The organism is Paraburkholderia sp. CI2 (assembly GCF_014201055.1).
Lineage (GTDB): Bacteria > Pseudomonadota > Gammaproteobacteria > Burkholderiales > Burkholderiaceae > Paraburkholderia > Paraburkholderia tuberum.
The window spans coordinates 1-19529 of sequence record NZ_JACHDL010000013.1; the positions used below are offsets into that span (position 1 = coordinate 1).

A 19529-nucleotide genomic window follows, 5' to 3' on the forward strand; every position below is an offset into this window, starting at 1 on the left:
TTTGCCTACTTTCTTTGCAGCAGCAAAGAAAGTAGGTGCCGCCCCGCACAGGGGCAACGCTAATAGACCGATAAGTCAGCAAGGAAAGGCCAACAAAGCCAGAACAACGAGAAATAGCCAGAAATAGCCCTTCTTTTCGACCCATAGCGCCGCAGGCAAATCAACAACAATCACCCTAACCCTTACTAGGCCAGCAACAAGCTGGCAAACCAAATGGCAACCACGACCGCCCCGCAACAAGCCGCGCCCGCCTCGCCGGGCCCCATGAAGCGCATCATCCTGATCGTCCTCATTGCGCTGATCGCCGCGGGCGCTGCCGGTGCCGGCGTGTGGTTCTTCATGTCGAAGCGCGCACCCGTCGCCGTATCGGCCGAAGCCGCGCCGGCGCAATCCGCCGTGCCGCTGTTCTTCCCGCTCGAATCGATGACCGTCAACCTGCAATCGGACGACGGCCAGCCACACTTCCTGCGCATCGGCCTCACGCTCAAGCTCGGCGATGCCGCCACCCAGCAGGCGCTCACCGATCACATGCCGGAAGTGCGCAGCCGCATCCTGCTCGCCCTGTCGAACAAGCACCCCGAAGAACTCGCGCCGCTCGAAGGCAAGCGCGCGCTCGCCGAAGAGCTGAAGACGCTGATCACCGAGCCGACCGACAAGAGCGTCGCACCAATCCGCGTGCAGGACGTGCTGTTCACCGAATTCGTCGTGCAGTGACGTGACGTTGTCAAGCGCTGCCATCATCAATCGCCAAGGGACGCACGAGGAATAAGCAATGGGCCACGAAGAGTTCATGTCCCAGGAGGAGGTCGATGCCCTTCTGAAGGGCGTCACCGGCGAATCCGACACGGAATCCGAGCAACACGACCGCACGGGCGTGCGGCCGTACAACATCGCGACGCAGGAACGTATCGTCCGTGGCCGGATGCCGGGCCTCGAAATCATCAACGACCGCTTCGCGCGCCTGTTGCGCGTCGGCATTTTCAACTTCATGCGGCGCTCGGCGGAAATTTCCGTCGGCCCGGTGAAGGTGCAGAAGTACAGCGAGTTCACGCGCAACCTGCCGATCCCGACCAACCTGAACCTGGTCCACGTGAAGCCGCTGCGCGGCACGTCGCTGTTCGTGTTCGATCCGAACCTCGTGTTCTTCGTGGTCGACAACCTGTTCGGCGGCGACGGCCGTTTCCATACGCGCGTCGAAGGACGCGATTTCACGCAGACCGAGCAGCGCATCATCACGAAGCTGCTCAATCTGACGTTCGAGCACTACGCGGCGTCATGGAAGAGCGTGCGCCCGCTGCAGTTCGAATACGTGCGCTCGGAAATGCATACGCAGTTCGCCAACGTCGCGACGCCGAACGAAATCGTCATCGTCACGCAGTTCTCGATCGAGTTCGGCTCGACGGGCGGCACGCTGCACATCTGCATGCCCTACTCGATGATCGAGCCGATCCGCGACATTCTCTCGTCGCCGATCCAGGGCGAGGCGATGGACGTCGACCGACGCTGGGTGCGCGTGCTGTCGCAGCAGGTGCAGGCCGCCGAAGTGCAGCTTAGCGCCGATCTCGCGCAGGTGCCGGTCACGTTCGAACAGATCCTGAACATGCGCAAAGGCGATGTTCTGCCGATCAACATCCCCGAGCACATCACCGCGAAAGTAGACGGCGTGCCGGTGATGGAATGCGGCTACGGAATTTTCAATGGTCAGTACGCGTTGCGGGTCCAGAAGATGATCAGCGCAGCCGACACGATGAAGGAAGGTGGATATGAGTGACCTGAACGCAAAGCCCGAGACCGATCTCGCGGCAGCCGAGCAACTCGCCGCCGGCGAGCTGTCCGCCGTGGAAGACGACGCGGCGATGGCCGACTGGGCAAGCGCGCTCGCCGAGCAGAACGGCAACGACGAAATCAACCCGGCCGCGGGCGCCGTGTTCCAGCCGCTGTCGAAGGCCGCGCCGACCTCGACGCACAACGACATCGACATGATCCTGGACATTCCCGTCCAGATGACGGTCGAACTCGGCCGCACCAAGATCGCGATCCGTAATCTGCTGCAGCTCGCGCAGGGCTCGGTCGTCGAACTCGACGGCATGGCCGGTGAGCCGATGGACGTGCTCGTCAACGGCTGCCTGATCGCGCAGGGCGAGGTGGTGGTCGTCAACGACAAGTTCGGTATCCGGCTGACCGACATCATCACGCCGTCCGAACGCATCCGGAAACTCAATCGATGAAACGTTTGGCAGGTCGCGGCGTGCTGCTCGCGTCGCTTTTCGCGTCCACCGTCGCGTCCACCGTCGCGCACGCCGCCGACATGAACGCGGTCAACAACGCCGCGAAGATCGCCTCCGGTGTCGGCGCGGGTAGCGCGGTGCCGGCGCTCGGCGTCGGCGCGGTCCTGCAAACCTTCGTCGGGCTCGCGGTCGTGATCGGCCTCGTGTTCGGCTGCGCGTGGCTCGCGCGACGCTTCGGCCTGCAACCGGGCCAGCGCGGCGGCCTCGTGAAGACGGTCGGCGGCGCTTCGCTCGGTGGCAAGGAACGCGTCGCGGTCGTCGAGATCGGCGATACGTGGCTCGTGCTCGGCGCCGCGCCCGGCAACGTGCGGCTGCTGCATACGATGCCGGCGGGTTCCGTCGCGGCCGATACGGTTGCCGCTTCGCCTGCACCGCTTTCCGGCACTTTTGGTCAACGCTTTCGCGACGCCCTGAAAGGCGAAGTGGGCAAACGTTTCAACGCGCACCGCGGCGGGGATCGGTAATGCAGGTCAGTTTCAGGCAGTCAGCCTGGTTCTTCACGCTTACGCGCCGTGCGGGGCGGGCGCTCCCCGCAGCGCTTCAACTCGCGCTGCCGGCACTGCTGTTCGCGCTGCCGACGCTGTCTTTCGCGCAAACCGCCGGCCTGCCGGCGTTCACGACGAGCCCCGGCCCCAACGGCGGCACGACCTACTCGCTGAGCGTGCAGACGATGCTGCTGCTCACGATGCTGTCGTTCCTGCCCGCGATGGTGCTGATGATGACGAGCTTCACGCGCATCGTGATCGTGTTGTCGCTGCTGCGCCAGGCGCTCGGCACGACTACGACGCCGCCGAACCAGGTGGTCGTCGGTCTCGCGCTGTTTCTGACGCTGTTCGTGATGTCGCCGGTGCTCGATAAAGCCTATAACGAAGGTTACAAGCCGTTCTCCGAAGGCACGATGTCGATGGATCAGGCGGTGGCGCGCGGCGTCGCGCCGTTCAAGACCTTCATGCTGCGTCAGACCCGGGAAAGCGACCTTGCGCTGTTCGCGCGCATCTCGCACGCGGCGCCGATGCAGGGGCCCGAAGACGTGCCGCTGTCGCTGCTGGTGCCGTCGTTCGTGACGAGCGAGTTGAAGACCGGCTTCACGATCGGCTTCACGATCTTCATTCCGTTCCTGATCATCGACATGGTGGTCGCGAGCGTGCTGATGTCGATGGGCATGATGATGGTGTCGCCGGCGACGATTTCGCTGCCGTTCAAGCTGATGCTGTTCGTGCTCGTCGACGGCTGGCAGTTGCTGCTCGGCTCGCTCGCGCAGAGCTTCGTCTGATATTTTTTCGACTCCTTGTTCCTCAGGCACTCACGATGACACCCGAAGCAGTCATGACGCTGGCCCACCAGGCCATGTACGTCGGCCTCGTGCTGGCCGCCCCGCTGCTGCTCGTCGCGCTCGTCGTCGGTCTGGTCGTGAGCCTGTTCCAGGCTGCCACGCAGATCAACGAAAGCACGCTGTCGTTCATCCCGAAGCTGCTCGCGATCGCGCTCACGCTCGTGATCGCCGGACCATGGATGCTGACCACGATGCTCGACTATCTGCGCCACACGATCACCAGCATTCCGACGCTCGTCAACTGAGCGCCGCTGGCACGTCTGCCCTCCCCACTCCATGTTCACGGTCACCTACGCGCAACTGAACGTCTGGCTGACCGCGTTCCTGTGGCCGTTCGCGCGCATCGCCGCGCTGATCGCGACCGCGCCGGTGCTCGGCAACATGTCGCTGCCCTCGCGCGTGAAAATCGGTCTCGCCGCGTTCGCGACGATCATCGTCGCCCCGACGATCGGCGCGCTGCCGCAGGTCACCGTGTTTTCCGCGGCCGGCGTGTGGATTCTCGTCAACCAGTTCCTGATCGGCATCGCGCTCGGCGTGACGATGCAGGTCGTGTTCCAGGCGATCGACGCGACCGGCTACTTCATCGGCCTCGGCATGGGCCTTGGCTTCGCGACCTTCTTCGACCAGCAGGCGACCGGCTCGGGCGTCGTGATCTCACGCTACATGACGACGATCGCAACGCTGGTGTTTCTCGCCGTCGACGGTCATCTGCAGATGATCGCCGCGCTCGTGACGACGTTCCAGTCGGTGCCGGTGTCGGCGAACCTGCTCGCGCCGCACGGTTGGCAGACGCTCGCGAACTGGGGCGGCTCGATCTTCTCGGCGGGGCTGCTGCTCGCGTTGCCGGTCGTCGTCGCACTGCTGATCGCGAACCTCGCGCTCGGCATTCTCAATCGCGCGGCGCCGCAGATCGGCGTGTTCCAGATCGGCTTTCCGCTGACGATGCTGGTCGGCCTGCTGCTCGTGCAGCTGATGCTGCCGAACATGATCCCGTTCTTCGTGCGCTTGTTCGATAACGGCATCGATGAGATGGGACGGGTCGCGGCGGCGCTGGGATAACGCCGAAAATCGCGGACATAAAAAAACCGGCTCGCGCCGGTTTCTTTATTGCGCCGCCGCAGCGGCATCAGCTGTTGATGTACTGGAACAGCGACATGTTCTGGATCTGCACGAACGCTTGCTGCGAAGCCTGCAAGGCCGCCTGCTGCATCGAGTACTTGCTGATCGTCGAGACCATGTCGGTCTGGGTCAGGTCCGCGAGATCGCTTTGCGTTTGCAGTGAGTTGGTCTCCGTAACCGTTTGCAGCGCCTTGACTTCCTGCTCGCGGCCGCCGACCGATGCCTGCACCGCCGTGACGTTGTTCAGCGTGTTGCCAAGCTGCGACAGGCCCGTATTCAACGCGTTCTGCAGCGTCGCCGAGGCCGCGGGGTTGCCGCTCACCGGCTGCTGGAGCGCGGCGATCATCGCGTTCAGGTTCGCGAACACGTTGGTGCCCGCCTGGTTGGCCGGCTGCACCGTGAATTTGTCGTTGGCCGCCGGCGTGCCTGTGATTTCGACGGTCTGGCCCGCGATCGTGATGTCCGAGCCCGCCGTGTACGGCTGCGCCGTGCCCGCGACGCCGGTCGTCGTGTCAGTGACCGTGTAGGTGAGCGAGCTGCCGCTGCCGCTGAACTGGATCTGGTACGAGTCCGCGTTCCCCGCGTTGGTCGGATCCTTGACCGACACCGCGCCGATCACGCCGCTGCCGGTATTGGCCGGGTCGCCCGAGGCGATCGGCTGCGCGTTGGTCGCGCCGACGCTCATGAACACCGACAGCCCATTGTCACCGGTCGAGACCGCGTTGCTGCCGGTGACCTGCACGGTGCGCGTGCCCGTGTCGCCCGTATAGGTGACGTTGCCGGCCGCATCGGTCGTGAAGGCCTGGGTCGAATTCTGGAAACCGGCGAACAACGCATTGCCCGAGCCGTCGGTCGCATTCGCGGAGGTGACGAGCTGGTCGCGCAGGGCGGTCAGCTGCGCGGCGATCGCCGTGCGGTCGGCGTCGTTCAAACTGCCGTCGCCGGCGCGCAGGCCTAACGTGTTCGCGCTTTGCAACGTCGTGATGACGTTGGAGAGCGTCGAGTCCTCGGCCTGCAACGACGTGAGCGCCGCATTCTGGTTCGTCGCGTACTGCGACAGCGCGGACGCCGTCGAGCTGAGCTGCACGGCCTGCGCGGCGCCGAGCGGATTGTCGGCGGGCGTGGTCAGGCTCTGGCCGCTCGAGATTTCCTGATAGATCTGCGACAACTGAGCCTGCTGATTGCTCATGTTCGCGACGTTCATGCTGAAGTACTGCTGGGTCGAAATTCGCATGGTTCCGCCTTACGAGAAGATGCCAAGCAAAGTCTGGAACAGCGTCTGCGCCGTCTGGATGACCTTGCTGTTGGCCTGATAGAGCTGCTGGTACTGAAGCAGGTTGGCCGCTTCCTCATTGATATTGACGCCCGACACCGACTGCTGCGCCGACGTGATCTGCGTGACGAGCGTGCTTTGCGCGGTCGCCGAGGTCTGGATCTGCGTGGTCTGGTTGCCGATGTTGTTGACGTAGCTCGCGTACGCGCCCGTCAGCGTCGAGGTGCCGCCGTCGAGCGCCTGCGCCGAAGTCAGGTTCGACAGCAGTTGCGCGTTGCGGCCGTCGTTGGTCGCGCCGGTGTTCGGTCCGATCGTGAACGAGTCGCCGTTGGCGGGCGTGCCGCTGATCGTGACCGTCACGTTGTTCATCACGCCCGCGCTCGTCGAATTGCTCGGGTTGGTGATCGTCAGCGTCGCGCCCGAGCTCGGCGAGTATGGCACCGCGGTCGTCGCCGAGCTGATCGTGTACTGCGTGGACGGCGAGCCGGCGACTGTCACCACCGTGCCGACCGGGAAGCCGGTCAGGCCGGTGCCCGCGGTGTAAGTGATCGTCGAGGTGCTGGTCGGCGCGCTGTAGCCGGCAGATACCGTGCCTTGCGTGATCGTCCCGGTGCCGGTGTTCGACGTCGACGCCGACGCGAGCACCGGCGCCGCGGCCGCGATTGCCGACGCCGACGTGGTGGTCAGCGCGAAGCCGTCGAGCGCGCCGCGGGTCGGTTCGACCGAGAACGAGTCGCCGGCCTTCATCGTGCCGCTCGCGACCGAGAACTGCAGGCCGCCGATCGGGTTGGTCAGGTTCGCCGCCGAACCGACGATGCTGCCGGTCTGGTTGTTGGTCAGCGTGTAGCTGCTGCCGTCGTACGACAGCGTGTAGTCGCCCGTGGTCGGCTGGGTCGCGTCGGCGAACGAGACGCCGAGCGTAGCGTTGCCGGTGTTCTGCGAGTTCGCGTACACGGTCGGCGAGCCGACCGTGAACAGCGCGCCGCCCGCGGTGCCGTTCAGCGTCAGGCCGAGTTCGTTCTGCGCATTGACCTGCGCGGCGAAGCTGGTCGCGATCGCACCGAGTTGCGCCTCGGCCGGATCGAGCGTTTGCGAGCGGAATTGCAGCAGTCCGCCCAGCGTGCCGCCGGACACGCTCGTGTCGGACAGCGTCTGCGGCGTCGGTGTCGGCTTTGCCCCGGCCTGGCCGAGATACTGGACCGACAGCTCGCTCGGATCACCCGACGAAGTCGCCGTGCCGAGATTGAAGCTGTTGCCGGCCAGCACGAGCGGCTGTCCGCTCGACATGAACAGGCTATAGCTGCCGTTGTCCTGCACGACCGACACGCCGATCAGCTGGGACAGGTTCGACACCGCCTGGTCGCGTGCGTCGAGCAGCTGGTTCGGCGGCTGGCCCTGGTTGCTCGCCTGCGTGATCTGCGTATTCAGCGACGCGATCTGCGCGGTGTAGGTGTTGATCTGCGCAACAGAGTTGCTCAGCTGCGTGTTGACGCTCGAGCGCAACTGGTCGTACTGCTGGCCCGCCGCGTTGATCTGGTTCGCGAGCGTCTGCGCGTCGCTGATCGCGGTCTGCCGCGCCGACACGCTCGACGCGTTGTTGGCGACGTTCTGCAGCCCCGTGAAGTAACCGCTGATCGCGCTCGCAATCCCGGCGGTCGGACTGCCGACGAGGTTGTTGAGCTGGGTGATCATCGTGTTGTACGCGGTGAGCGCGCTGCTCGACGACTGCGCGTTGTTCAGCTGGGTCGTCAGGTACTGGCTGTACGCGCGCGTCACGGTGTCGGTGGAGACGCCCATCGGCAGGTAGCCGGAGCCGGTATACGTGCCGCCTGTCTCCGAATACACCGGGGTTTCCATCGTATAGCCGGGTGTCGACGCGTTGCTGATGTTCTCACCAGTCGTCGTCAAACCCCATTGGGCCGCGTTGAGTCCGCTAAGGCCGATATTCAACAGATTGCTGGACATGCGTCATCCTGAAGGGCGGCATCGCAGACATGCCACCGCGTTAGTGGAACATCCTCTTTAACGGCCCACCGTGCGAAAAATTGAGGGCCATTCCACTTCGTTTGCGCTCGCCGCGATGTTTGCGCGACGTTGCCGCGCTGCTGCCTCCGACGCGAGTGCAACGTTTGCTTCGTCGGCCAAAGCGTTCGCGCGGTGCCGGGCGTCGCGCGCACGGCACCGCGCGTTGGCTCGCCGCTCAGCGCGCCAGCGAGCGGCGCTTCATTTCGAGCTGCGTGATCAGCCGCTGCAGCGTGTTTTCCGCGCTGCCCGGCAGCGACAGGAAACGGAAGCCGAGCTGATAGCGCTGCGTGCCGTTCGGCAGCGCGAGCGAGCGATGCGACACGAGCTGCAGATCGAGCGACAGACGGCCGAGCGCGCCGAGCGTGAGCTCGCAGTCCATCAGGCGCGCGCCCATCGGCAGCGCGGCGACGCGCAGGTCGGTCGTGCGCATCCCGACGCCGCCAAGCGACAGGTCGTGCACCTCGAAGCGGAACGTGTCGCCCTCGGGCAGGCGGCCCGTACACATGAACGGGTCGAGAATCGGCGCGGCGACGCGGAAGTACTCGCGGCGCTGCACGTAGAACAGCACCTCGGGGAAGTCGGCCTCGAACGCAGGCATTCCCTCGAAGCGCGTCTCGCGCGGCGTCGGGGTCGTGAACTCGACGCGCACGCCGTCGGGCGACGCGTGGAACTGGCAGCGCGGCGCGTTGAGGAGCCCCTTGTTCTGATCGGCGAGCGCGCCCCAATCGAAGGTGAAGGTGCGCTCGCGCACGTCGACGTCGAGCAGGCGCGTGACGATCTGCCCGCCCGCATATTCGACGGTGAGGAAATCGCCGCGATTGACGATATTGCGCAGCTGCACGCCGATTTCCAGCGGATTGCGGCGGCCGAAATCGGAAGCGCTCTCGTTTTGCGGGACGTGCGGCTGACCGTTCGTGTCAATCAGGCCGTTCGACTGGTTCATATCCATGGGCTTGCCGGTAAGCATGTTCTTGCGGGCACGTGCCAGGGCCTAGCCATGGACTCTGAGGGTCTTCATGCAAAGCCGCAACACACGCGTTCGACCGGACCTTACAGCGCTATTCCGGTATCGGGTCTAACTCGTTAGCGGCAGCATCGAGCCAAAATTTAGGGGCTCAATTTAAATATTCGCCGGAAAATTTCACGCAAACGTTAAAAGCGTATCCGCCCTATTTCCCGCGACCTTGCTCGCCCCGGACCTTGCGGAGCTTTTTACCGATGCCGCTTTTTCTGCTGCTTTTATCGCCGCTTTTACCGACACCTTTAAAACCGCTTTAATGCCTGTCGCGTGCGTTATTTTTAATCAGCCCATTTTCTGCATGATCGACAGCAGCTTTTTCGCGTAATGCGGATCGGTTGCATAACCGGCGCGCTGCATGCCGTTCGCAAAACCGTTCACGTCGCGCGACGAATTGATCACCTGCGCGTAACGCGGATTGCTCTTCAACATGCTCGAGTAATCGGTCATCGCTTCCTCGTACGAGTCGTACGCGCGGAATTTCTCGACCGTGCGCTGCGGCTTGCCGTTCACGTATTCGGTCGTGACCGTCGACACGGTCTTGCCGGTCCAGTCGTTGCCCGCCTTGATGCCGAACACGTTGTGGCTTGTCGAGCCGTCGGCCTTCTTGATCTCGCTCTTGCCCCAGCCCGATTCGAGCGCGGCCTGACCGATGATGAAGCGCGCCGGAATGCCGGTCGCCGCGCTCGCGGCCTGCGCCGGCAGGGCGAGCTTGTCGACGAAGGCGTCGACCTTCGAGGAGCTGCCGTCGCCGCGCACCGGCGGCGTCAGCGCGCTATTGGCCGAGTAGGCGCGGCCGAGCCCGAGCTGACCGTTGGCCTGGGCATTGCCGTAGGCACGCGCGAGCGCGTTGAGCGCCGCGCTCTGGCCTTCGCCGCCGCCGCTACCGCCGCCGAGCGCGTTGGCCATGCCGGCGAGACCACCCGCCGCGCCCGCGCCGCTCGCGCCACCCACCTGCATGCCCTGGTTGCGCATCAGCTGCTTGAGCATCGCGTCGGCGACGCCGATGCCCTTCTTCGACAGCTGCTGCGCCATCTGCTGATCCATCATCGACGTGAACGTCGCCGTGTCGTGCGAATCGAACGGACCGTCCTGCGGCGTTGCATCGCGCATGCTCTTCAACATCATCTGCGTGAACACGGCGTCGAACTGCTGCGCGGCCATCTTCATGCCGGCTTGCGGCGAGGCCTTCGCCTGCGCGCTGAGTGCGCCGAAGCCCTGCACGTCGAGCGCGAACCGGCTGGTCAGATCGTTGGCGGAGTTGACACTATTGGTCGTATCGGAATTCATCCCGCGTGCTCCTTAGATGATTTCAAGGTCGGCGCGCAATGCACCGGCTGCTTTCATGGCCTGCAGGATCGACATCAGATCCGCGGGCGTCGCGCCGAGCGCGTTGAGCGCCTTCACCACTTCGGCGAGGTTCGCACCGGCGTTCACGAGTTTCAGCGAGCCGTTGTCCTGCTTCATCTGGATCTGCGACTGCTGCGCGACCACCGTGCGGCCGTTCGAGAACGCGCCCGGTTGGCTCACCACCGGCTGCGTATTGATCACGACCGACAGATTGCCGTGCGCGACCGCGCAGTTCTGCAGCGTGACCATCTGGTTCATCACGATCGAGCCGGTGCGGGCGTTCAGGATGACCTTCGCGGCGGCCTGCCCGGGCCGCACTTCGAGGTTCTGCAATTGCGCCATGAACGAGACCTGCTGCTGCGGATCGGCCGGCGCGCGCAGCTGGATCGTGCGGCCGTCGAGCGCGGTCGCGGTGCCGCTGCCGAACGCGTTGTCGATCGCCGCGACGACGCGCTGCGTGGTGTCGTAGTCCATGTCGTTCAGGTCGAGCTGCATGGTGCCCGCCTGCGACACCGCCGTCGGCACCGAGCGCTCGACGATCGCGCCGCTGGTGATGCGCCCCGCGGCGAGCTGGTTGACCTGCACCTTGCTGCCGTTCGCGCTCGCGCCCGCGCCGCCCACGGCGACGTTGCCCTGGCCGAGCGCATACACCTGGCCGTCGGCGCCCTTCAGCGGCGTGAGCAGCAGCGTGCCACCGCGCAGGCTTTTCGCATTGCCGAGCGACGACACTGTGATGTCGATCGCTTCGCCCGGCCGCGCGAACGGCGGCAGCACCGCGGTCACCATCACCGCGGCGACGTTCTTCAGCTGGATGTTCGACAGCGACGACTGCGAGTTGCTGGAGCCCGCCGCCTGGTTGTTGATCGAGATGCCTAGGTTCGCGAGCATGTTCGCGAGCGTCTGCGTCGTAAACGGCGTCTGCGTGGTCTGGTCGCCGGTGCCGTCGAGGCCGACCACGAGGCCGTAGCCGATCAGCGGGTTGTCGCGCACGCCCTGGATCTGCACGAGGTCCTTCAGGCGCTCCGCGTGCGCCGGCGTCGCGGCCGGCAGCGCCGCGCAGGCGAGCGCGACGAACATCAGTGCGCGGCCCGCGCGCGACAGCGTGTTGAAGACGGTACCCATGATCACCACGGCGCCACGTTGAGGAAGAACCGCTGCAGCCAGCCCATGGTCTCCGCTTCGTTGATGTAACCCTTCGCGGAGTATTCGATTTTCGCGTCGGCGACCTGGGTCGAGTACACGGCGTTCAGACTCGAAATCGTGTTGGGATTCACGACACCGGAAAAGCGCACGAATTCATTGCCCTGATTGATCAGCATCTGCTTCTCACCGCTCACGACCAGGTTGCCGTTCGCCTGCACGCCGGTCACGGTCACCGTGATCGTGCCGTTGAACGTATTCGACGCGTTCGCGCCGCCGGTGCCGGTAAAGCCGTTGGAGCCGGTCGCGTTCAGGTTGGTCTTGGCGAACAGGCCGCTGAGAAAGCCCGAAGTCGGCACGCTGAACTTCGTGCTGCCGTCGCGGCTCGCATTCGCGCCCGAGTTCTTCGTCGCGTTGATGTTCTCGGAGATCACGATCGTGATGATGTCGCCTACGTTGCGTGGCCGCTGGTCTTCGAACAGCGGCCGACCCGCGTAGCCCGGGTTGTAGATCGAGCCCGGCGCCTGCGTCTGCGGCGGCAGCGGCGGCACCGCGCTCATCGGCTGCTGGGTGATCGGTTCCCTCGGCAGTTGGGCGCAGCCGCCGAGCGCGGCGAGCAGCGTGAGCTGCACGAGCGCCTCGGCCGTGCGCGAATGAACCGGAGTGCGAGTGGAGTGCGACATCATCGTTTACCGCCTTAAATTTCCAGTCCTCAAACCTGCATCTGGCTCAAGGTCTGCAGCATCTGGTCGGAGGTCGTCACGGCCTTGCTGTTGATTTCGTACGCGCGCTGCGTCTGGATCATGTTCACCAGTTCCTGCACGACATTCACGTTCGACGCTTCCACGTAACCCTGGTTGAGCGTGCCCGCGCCGTTCAGACCCGGCTGCGACACGTTCGGCGCACCCGACGACGCCGTCTCCGAGAACAGGTTCTCGCCCTTGGCGTCGAGGCCGGCCGGGTTGATGAAGGTCGCGAGCTGCATCGTGCCGAGCTGCTGCGTATTGCTCGAGTTGGCCACGGTGATCGACACCGCGCCGTCGCTGCCGATCGTCAGCGAGGTGGCATTGGTCGGGATCGTGATCGCCGGAATCACCTGGTAGCCGCTCGACGTGACGAGCTGACCCTGCGCGTTGGTCTGGAACGAGCCGTCGCGCGTGTAGGCGGTCGTGCCGTCGGGCATCTGCACCTGGAAGAAGCCACCGCCGTTGATCGCGACGTCCTTCGAGTTGCCGGTCTGCTGCAGGTTGCCCTGCGTGTACAGACGCTCGGTCGCGACCTGTTGCACGCCGGTGCCGAGCTGGATGCCGGACGGCAGTTCGGTTTGCTGCGTCGAGTTCGCGCCCGGCTGGCGGATGGTCTGGTACAGCAGATCTTCGAACACCGCGCGCGAACCCTTGAAGCCGTTGGTGCTGACGTTCGCGAGGTTGTTCGAGATCACGTCCATCTGCGACTGTTGCGCATTCATGCCGGTAGCGGCGATATACAGTGAGCGGTTCACTTATGGTTCTCCAATGTCGGGCGAAATTGACGCTTTAGCGCTTGCTCCGGCCCCATGCAAAGCGGTCTCGGAGCGCGCCTCGAAGGGCGCCCCGCGGCAATCCGTTAGCTGAAGCTGAGCAGCTGGTTGGCGGACTGATCGTTCTTGTCGGCGTTTTCCAGCAACTGCGTCTGCATCTGGAACTGGCGCGCGTTGGTGATCATCGAGACCATCGCGCTGACCGGATTGACGTTGCTGCCTTCGAGCGACGCCGGCGCGAGAGTCACGGTCGGATCGGCGTCGGCGGGATTGCCGTCGGCGGTGCGAAACAGACCGTCATCGCCGCGCGTGAGCGACTGCGGATCGGGATTGACCAGCTTCAGCTGATCGACGGTGACCACGGCGGTGGGCGGATCGCCAGGCGTCAGCGCCGACACCGTGCCGTCCTTGCCGACCGTGATCTGCGCGCCCGGCGGCACCGATACCGGCCCGCCGTTGCCGAGCACGACCTGATTGGTCGCGTTCACGAGCTGGCCGTTTTCGTCGATGTGCAGATTGCCCGCGCGCGTGTAGGCCTCGTTGCCGTCGGCGGTCTGCACCGACAGCCAGCCCGGCCCCTGAATCGCGACGTCGAGCGGATTGCCCGTCTGCTGGATCGGCCCCGGCGTGTAGTCGGCGCCCGGTGTCGACGACAGCACGAAGGTGCGGGTCGTGTCGCCGTTGATCGTGCTGCCGTCGCCGAACGACATCGGCACGGCGCGGAAGGTTTCGAGCTGCGCGCGAAAGCCCGTGGTCGACGCGTTCGCGAGGTTGTTCGCGACGATCGCCTGCTGTTCGAGCGCCTGCGCGCTGCCCGACATCGCGGTGTAGATCAGCCGATCCATGAAGAGGTCCCGTTCGCTTACAGGTTGATCAGGGTCTGGTCGACGGCCTGCTGGGTCTTGATCGTCTGCGCGTTCGCCTGATAGTTGCGTTGCGCGGTGATCAGGTTGACCAGCTCGCTCGTCAGATCGACGTTCGAGTTCTCGACCGCGCCGCCTTGCAGCACGCCGTGATTGGTCGAGCCCGGCGTCGAAATCTGCGCGACGCCCGAGGCAGCCGTCTGGCCGTACTCGTTGTTGCCGAGGTCGACGAGGCCGTTCTGGTTCGAGAAGTTCGCGAGCACGATCTGGCCGAGCGCCGCGGTCTGGCCGTTCGAGTAGTTGCCGGTCAGCGTGCCGTCGGAGCCGACCGTGAAGCTCGTCAGCTGGCCCGCCGCGTAACCGTTGGTCGACAGGCTGTTCACGCCGTCCTTGCCGCCGTACTGCGTGGTGCCGGCCATGTTCAGCGTGACGTTCTGCGGCGTGCCCGAACCGTCGGTGGTCGGGATCGACATCGTGAACGCGCCGAGCGTCGCGGTCGCGAGGCCGGTCGTCGCGTCGGTCGTGCTGACCAGCGTGCCCGACGAATTGAAGTTCGCCGTGCCGATCAGGGAAGCGGTGCCGGTCGACGGGCCCGCGTACACGTTCCATGTGCCCGAGCCCGTCTTCGCGAAGTACATATTGACGGTCTGCGAGCCGCCGAGCGTGTCGTAGACCGTCGTGCTCGTCGAGTAGTTGTAGGTCGACGAGCTGTTCTGGTTGAACGCGGTCGGGTTCTGCGTGATCGTGTAGCTGTCGTTGGCCACCGGCGTGCCGCTGAACGTGATGCTCTCGCCGTTGCCGAGCGTGATCGCGGTGCCGGCCGTGTAGGGCTGCGACGCCGTGGTCGTGCCGAGCGTGTTGTCCGTGACCGTGTAGGTGGTCGGGCTCGTGAAGTTGATCGTGTACTGGTCGGTGTTGGTGCCCGCTGCCGCGTTGGTGATCGTCGCGCCGGTCGTACTCAGCGTGCCGGCGTTGGTGCCGCCCGGCGTCGCCGTCGGCGCGCCGAGCATGATGTTGTCCTGCGCGTTCAGGTTCAGGCCCGCGGTGATCGAGGTGGTCGCCTGCGGCGCGATGTTCGCGGTCGGCACCTGCAGCGGCACGGTCTGCGCGGTGTTGACGATGCCCGAGCTATTGGCCGCGTAGCCCATCAGATCGAGGCCCTGCGCGTTCGTGATGAAGCCGTTCTTGTCGAGCTGAAACACGCCGTTGCGCGAATAGGTCAGCGTGCCGTTGTTCGACATCTGGAAGAAACCGTTGCCGTTGATCGCGACGTTCAGCGCCTGGTTCGTCGTCGTGAGCGTGCCTTGCGAGAATTGCTGCTGCACTTCGGAGAGTTGCGTACCGATACCGATCTGCTGGCTCGTCGCGGTCGCGACCGAATTGGCGTACATGTCGGCGAATTCCGCGGTGCCGCTCTTGAAGCCGACGGTGTTGGCGTTGGCGATGTTGTTGCCGATCACGTCGAGATCGCTCGACGACGCCGACAGACCGCTCAAACCTGTTTGGTAACTCATGACGTACTCCGTATCTGTAAAGTCGTAACTGAATGGATCCGGACTACAGGATCGCTGCGACGCTGGTCAGGTCGACCGTCGAACCGTTCGACAGCACGAGGCCCGGCGTGCCGCTGCTCTGCTGGACGACGCTTTGCACCGTCGCGCCGGTGAGCGTGGTAGCCGTCGCCTGCTGGCCGTTGATCGAGCCTGTCGCGGTGATCGTGTAGGTGCCGTCGGCGAGCGGGTTGCCCGCCGAATCGGTCGGCGTCCAGCCAACCGGAATCGTGCCGGCCGACTGCTTGCCGAGATCGAGCGTGTTGACGATCGTGCCGGCCGAGTTCTTCACGACGATCTGCAGGTCGCTGACGGAGTTCGCGAGCGTGACGCCGAACTCGTTCGTCTTGCCGCTCGCCACGGTGATCGAGTTGCCCGGTGCGAGCACGGTCGAACCGATCAGCAGCGCGGCCTGCGACTGCTGGCCCGCCGACAGCTGCGTCGACAGCGAGCTGAGCGACGTATTGAGCTGGCTGATGCCCTGCACCGTGCTGATCTGGGCGAGCTGCGAGGTCATCTGCGAGCTGTCCATCGGATTGGTCGGGTCCTGGTTCTGCATTTGCGCGACGAGCAGCTGCAGAAAGGTGGTCTGCAGGTCCGCCGCCGACGTGCCCGACGTGCTGCTCGACGTGCTGCTCGTCGAGCTGGTCGCGCTCGAGCTGCTGCTCGTGCCGTTCATCGTGTCGAGCAGCGTCTGCGAAACGGTCGTGCCGCTGCCGCCGATCGTGGTGTTGGTGGTCAAGGCTCTCTCCTCAGGTTCCGATCGTGAGCGTTTTCAGCATCAGGGTTTTGGCGGTGTTCAGTGTTTCGACGTTGGCCTGGTACGAGCGCGAGGCCGAGATCATGTTGACCATCTCCTGCACCGGGTCGACGTTGGGCAGCGTCACGTAGCCGTTCGCGTCGGCGGCCGGATTGCCGGGCTCATACGCGGTCTTCATCGGCGACGGATCGTCGACCACGCCCGTCACCTGCACGCCGCCGACCTGCTGGCCGGAGCGTGTGCGCGCGCCGCCGAGCGGGCTCACCGCGAACACGACCTGCTTGGCCTTGTACGGCTGACCGTCGGGGCCCGTCGTGCTGTCCGCGTTGGCCAGGTTCGACGCCGTCACGTTGAGCCGCTCCGACTGCGCCGACATCGCGGAACCCGCGACACCAAAAATGTTCATCAGGGATGGCATGTTTCCTGACCTCTCCTGCCGGTTCGCACCGGCTTTACGTTAAGTCCCGTAGCGTTTCTGTTCGTGCGTGCATGCTGCCTGTGTTCAGCTGCTATGCGCCCTGCCTGGGTGCCGTGCTCGTGCCCGGCTTACGACGAGCCCGACGTGATCGCCGACAGCATCGTCTTGATCTGGTTCGACACGACCGTCATACCCGACTCGAAGTGCACCGTGTTGTCGGCGAACTGCACGCGCTCGGTGTCGACGTCGACCGTGTTGCCGTCGAGCGCCGGCTGCAGCGGAATCCGGTATTGCAGGTTGCCGTAATCGTCGGGGCTGCCGCCCGTCGCCGTCAGCGTGGCCTTGCCGCTCATGTGGCCGGCCTCGGTCGTGTTCATCGACATGCCGCTCGTCACGCCCGCGGGTTGCGTCATCGCGAGCGTCGAGCTGTTCGACGCGCCTTGGCCGGCGGTGCTGCCGCCCGTCTTCTTCAGCGCGCCGGCGAGCGACGACGCGAAGTCGATATCGCGCGCCTTGTAGCCGGGCGTGTCGGCGTTCGCGATATTCGACGACAGCAGTTCCTGCCGGTATGCGCGCACATCCATCGCCTGCCGGCCGAATGCGAATTCGGCATCGAGCTTGTCCAGCATCGGAATCTCCCGAGAACGTTTCCAAGGCCGTCCCGTGTGCGCATCGTGAGAGACACGCGGCGGGTGCGAAGGCCTTTTTGCATGTGATGCATCTTATGGGCCGCGCGCAAGCGGCAATCGGACGAATAACCGGGAAAGGGGGCTTCTATTCAACGTTTGCGCGAAAGCGGGGCTCACTAGAATGCAAAGCGTACCGATGCATTCGATGGAGACCCGCGATGGACCAGCCCACCAACACCTTGCCGCAGCCGGCGAGCGGCACGACGATGCGTCGCGTGGGGGGTGGCCGGGCCGATGAACGGGGCGATGGTTCGGAGGGCGCGCTCGCCCAGCCGGTGCCGCGCTCTTTCTCGCGTTGCCTTGCGCATTGCCTGACGCGGGCGGCCGTCAACGTCGCGGTATGGGTTGCGGGCGGCATCGTGTTGCTGCCGGCTACGACCCAGGCGCAGGATGCGGGCGGCCCGATCGTGATTGCCGGGCCCGCCGAGAAAAATCCCGCCGCGCTGAACGATCTCGCGCAACGGATTCAGACGCCGGCGCAGCGCAGCGCGTCGGCGGCGTCGCTCGCGGCGGCGACCGCACAGTCGCTCGGCCGCGCGAGCGGGTCGCGCGACACCGATACGTTCGGGCGTGCCGCGAGCGCAAGCGGCGCGATCGTCATTCCGGGCGCGGGCGAGCCCGCCGCCGCGCCGGCCATCATCCGCACCAACTTCAAACCGGACGCCAACGGCGTCGTGACGATTCCGCCGGCGGCCAGCACTGGGGCGTCGGGCGTCGCGCGCGTCAATGTCGAAGCGGGCCCGGCCGCCAGCGTCGCGAATCAGCGCGTGGTCGCGGCCAGTGCGCCGCAAGGCGACGGTTTCGACAGTCTCGCCGCGCGCGGCGAGCCACCCGAGTTCGGCGCGAATGGCAAGCCGATCGCGGCCGCTGCGGCGCAGCCGGCGCATCCCGGGATCGCGAGAACACCCGCGACGTCGCCTGGCTCGCGCCAGCCGGCGGCCGTCATTGCACAGAGAACGCCGCAGACCGCTACCGCCGCGACGGCTGCGCAAGCCGCGCCGCTGCCAGGCCAGCAGGACCCGGAAGCGATTCACGCGAGCGCGCTCGCGTTCCTGCAACAGCAGGCCGTCGGCCTGCCAGGCAAGGCCGACATCACTGTCGCGTCCGCGTTTCCGCGCGGCCTCGCCGCGTGCACGTCGCTCGAACCGTTCATACCGACCGGCGCGCGCCTGTGGGGCCGGCTGACGGTCGGCGTGCGCTGCGCGGGCGAGCGGCCGTGGACCATCTATCTGCAGGCGCGCATCTCGCTGCATGCGACCTACTACCTCGCCGCCCGCGCGATGGCGCCGGGCGAAGTGCTCACGGCCGCCGACCTCGTCGCGCGCGAAGGCGACCTGACCGGCCTGCCGCAGGCGATCGTCACCGACCCGTCGCAGGCGGTCGGCTCGGTCTCGCTCGTGCGGATCGCGGGCGGCATGCCGCTGCGCCGCGACATGCTGAAGAGCGCGTCGGCGGTGGTGTTCGGCCAGACCGTGCGGGTCATCGCGGCCGGCGACGGTTTCTCGATCTCGTCCGAGGGCAGCGCGATGAACAACGCGTCGCCGGGTCAGCAGGTGCGCGTGAAGACCGCCAACGGCCAGATCATCTCCGGCATCGTCAAGGACGGCGGCACGGTGGAGATCCCGATGTGAGCGGGCTGGCGGCAACGAGCACCGTCGAAACGGTCGGCGCCCCGGTGGCCAGGGCAGACGAACAGGGATTGAAAGCGGTAGATGGCCACCTGGCGGCGAGCCGGGTGTCGAGCGATTGCGCTAAAGTTTTGATCAGCGGTTGCCGTTATCAGGATCAAATCGTTAGGGAAGCCAATCGTGAAAGTCGATCCCACCACCTCTTCAAATCTGCCGTCGTTGAAAGACGCTTTGTCCCGTTCGCCGCAGAGCGACGAAGCCACGCCGGCAGCCAGCACCACCCAGGGCGCGACGAGCACGGCCGCGCCGGCCGCGAGCAGCGCGTCGGACGACACGAGCGTGAGCCTGTCGGGTCTGTCGCAGCATCTGCGCAGCCTCGCGGCCTCCGGCTCGGCCGACATCGACACCGCGCACGTCGAGTCGATCAAGCAGGCGATCAAGGACGGCAAGCTGCAGATCGACTCCGGCAAGATCGCCGACGGCGTGCTGCAGACGGCGCGCGACCTGTTGCAGAACAAAACCTCGTCGACCGGCAACTGATCGGCATTTCGCCGCG

General features: G+C 65.4%; 21 protein-coding genes. 9 read left to right on the top strand and 12 right to left on the bottom strand.

From position 1 onward, the window contains the following. The first annotated feature begins 213 nt into the window (after nucleotides 1-213). From fliL to fliR, 7 genes are read left to right on the top strand one after another with little or no spacing between them, the layout of a single operon-like run. The gene (gene fliL / locus HDG32_RS18720; protein ID WP_184069737.1) at nucleotides 214-714 is read left to right on the top strand and encodes a flagellar basal body-associated protein FliL; all 501 of its coding nucleotides are present in this window, start codon (nucleotides 214-216) and stop codon (nucleotides 712-714) included. A gap of 58 nt (nucleotides 715-772) precedes the next feature. Continuing rightward, nucleotides 773-1771 carry a flagellar motor switch protein FliM gene (fliM, locus tag HDG32_RS18725; protein ID WP_184051834.1) on the top strand — a complete coding sequence of 333 codons (999 nt, stop codon included), beginning with the start codon at nucleotides 773-775 and terminating at the stop codon, nucleotides 1769-1771. After that, nucleotides 1764-2228, top strand: a complete 465-nt coding sequence (fliN, locus tag HDG32_RS18730) for a flagellar motor switch protein FliN (protein ID WP_090802529.1) — start codon at nucleotides 1764-1766, stop codon at nucleotides 2226-2228. Before fliM ends, fliN begins: the two co-directional genes overlap by 8 nt. Then, the gene (gene fliO / locus HDG32_RS18735) at nucleotides 2225-2752 is read left to right on the top strand and encodes a flagellar biosynthetic protein FliO (protein WP_184069739.1); all 528 of its coding nucleotides are present in this window, start codon (nucleotides 2225-2227) and stop codon (nucleotides 2750-2752) included. Before fliN ends, fliO begins: the two co-directional genes overlap by 4 nt. After that, nucleotides 2752-3561, top strand: coding sequence for a flagellar type III secretion system pore protein FliP (fliP, locus tag HDG32_RS18740; protein ID WP_184069741.1), 810 nt, complete (start codon nucleotides 2752-2754; stop codon nucleotides 3559-3561). Before fliO ends, fliP begins: the two co-directional genes overlap by 1 nt. Before the next feature lie 35 nt (nucleotides 3562-3596). After that, nucleotides 3597-3866, top strand: a complete 270-nt coding sequence (gene fliQ, locus HDG32_RS18745; protein WP_090802525.1) for a flagellar biosynthesis protein FliQ — start codon at nucleotides 3597-3599, stop codon at nucleotides 3864-3866. Between the two features lie 31 nt (nucleotides 3867-3897). Next, nucleotides 3898-4680, top strand: a complete 783-nt coding sequence (gene fliR, locus HDG32_RS18750) for a flagellar biosynthetic protein FliR (protein ID WP_090802523.1) — start codon at nucleotides 3898-3900, stop codon at nucleotides 4678-4680. A 67-nt stretch (nucleotides 4681-4747) separates the two neighbouring features. On the opposite strand, the gene flgL is transcribed toward fliR, so the two are convergent. The 12 genes from flgL to flgB all read right to left on the bottom strand — a co-directional run bounded on the left by flgL (nucleotide 4748) and on the right by flgB (nucleotide 17285). Then, nucleotides 4748-5974 (bottom strand): flagellar hook-associated protein FlgL, encoded by a 1227-nt coding sequence (gene flgL, locus HDG32_RS18755; protein WP_184069743.1) that lies wholly within the window; start codon nucleotides 5972-5974, stop codon nucleotides 4748-4750. A 9-nt stretch (nucleotides 5975-5983) separates the two neighbouring features. Further along, the gene (flgK, locus tag HDG32_RS18760) at nucleotides 5984-7978 is read right to left on the bottom strand and encodes a flagellar hook-associated protein FlgK (RefSeq protein ID WP_184069745.1); all 1995 of its coding nucleotides are present in this window, start codon (nucleotides 7976-7978) and stop codon (nucleotides 5984-5986) included. A gap of 235 nt (nucleotides 7979-8213) precedes the next feature. Then, nucleotides 8214-8987, bottom strand: a complete 774-nt coding sequence (locus HDG32_RS18765) for a flagellar brake protein (protein WP_184069747.1) — start codon at nucleotides 8985-8987, stop codon at nucleotides 8214-8216. Between the two features lie 354 nt (nucleotides 8988-9341). Beyond that, entirely contained in the window at nucleotides 9342-10346 is a 1005-nt protein-coding gene (flgJ, locus tag HDG32_RS18770; protein WP_184069749.1) for a flagellar assembly peptidoglycan hydrolase FlgJ, read from the bottom strand. A gap of 12 nt (nucleotides 10347-10358) precedes the next feature. Further along, nucleotides 10359-11528, bottom strand: coding sequence for a flagellar basal body P-ring protein FlgI (locus tag HDG32_RS18775; RefSeq protein WP_311540093.1), 1170 nt, complete (start codon nucleotides 11526-11528; stop codon nucleotides 10359-10361). Between the two features lie 2 nt (nucleotides 11529-11530). Further along, on the bottom strand, nucleotides 11531-12229 hold the full coding sequence (gene flgH, locus HDG32_RS18780) for a flagellar basal body L-ring protein FlgH (protein ID WP_184069942.1): 699 nt from the start codon (nucleotides 12227-12229) through the stop codon (nucleotides 11531-11533). A 29-nt stretch (nucleotides 12230-12258) separates the two neighbouring features. Continuing rightward, complete coding sequence (gene flgG, locus HDG32_RS18785; RefSeq protein ID WP_184069751.1) at nucleotides 12259-13047, bottom strand: flagellar basal-body rod protein FlgG; 789 nt, start codon at nucleotides 13045-13047, stop codon at nucleotides 12259-12261. A gap of 104 nt (nucleotides 13048-13151) precedes the next feature. Continuing rightward, entirely contained in the window at nucleotides 13152-13910 is a 759-nt protein-coding gene (flgF, locus tag HDG32_RS18790) for a flagellar basal-body rod protein FlgF (protein ID WP_184069753.1), read from the bottom strand. 17 nt (nucleotides 13911-13927) lie between these two features. Further along, on the bottom strand, nucleotides 13928-15442 hold the full coding sequence (locus HDG32_RS18795) for a flagellar hook protein FlgE (protein ID WP_184069755.1): 1515 nt from the start codon (nucleotides 15440-15442) through the stop codon (nucleotides 13928-13930). A gap of 43 nt (nucleotides 15443-15485) precedes the next feature. Then, nucleotides 15486-16220 carry a flagellar hook assembly protein FlgD gene (locus HDG32_RS18800; RefSeq protein ID WP_184069757.1) on the bottom strand — a complete coding sequence of 245 codons (735 nt, stop codon included), beginning with the start codon at nucleotides 16218-16220 and terminating at the stop codon, nucleotides 15486-15488. A 10-nt stretch (nucleotides 16221-16230) separates the two neighbouring features. Further along, a complete protein-coding gene (gene flgC / locus HDG32_RS18805) occupies nucleotides 16231-16656 on the bottom strand; it encodes a flagellar basal body rod protein FlgC (protein ID WP_026225509.1) in 426 nt (141 codons plus the stop codon). Nucleotides 16657-16784: 128 nt separating this feature from the next. Beyond that, nucleotides 16785-17285 carry a flagellar basal body rod protein FlgB gene (gene flgB, locus HDG32_RS18810; protein ID WP_090802505.1) on the bottom strand — a complete coding sequence of 167 codons (501 nt, stop codon included), beginning with the start codon at nucleotides 17283-17285 and terminating at the stop codon, nucleotides 16785-16787. 218 nt (nucleotides 17286-17503) lie between these two features. On the opposite strand from flgB, the gene flgA reads away from it, so the two are divergent. Both flgA and flgM read left to right on the top strand, forming a co-directional pair. Beyond that, on the top strand, nucleotides 17504-18976 hold the full coding sequence (gene flgA / locus HDG32_RS18815; RefSeq protein WP_184069759.1) for a flagellar basal body P-ring formation chaperone FlgA: 1473 nt from the start codon (nucleotides 17504-17506) through the stop codon (nucleotides 18974-18976). A gap of 177 nt (nucleotides 18977-19153) precedes the next feature. Continuing rightward, entirely contained in the window at nucleotides 19154-19513 is a 360-nt protein-coding gene (gene flgM / locus HDG32_RS18820; RefSeq protein ID WP_184069761.1) for a flagellar biosynthesis anti-sigma factor FlgM, read from the top strand. Nucleotides 19514-19529: the final 16 nt, after the last annotated feature.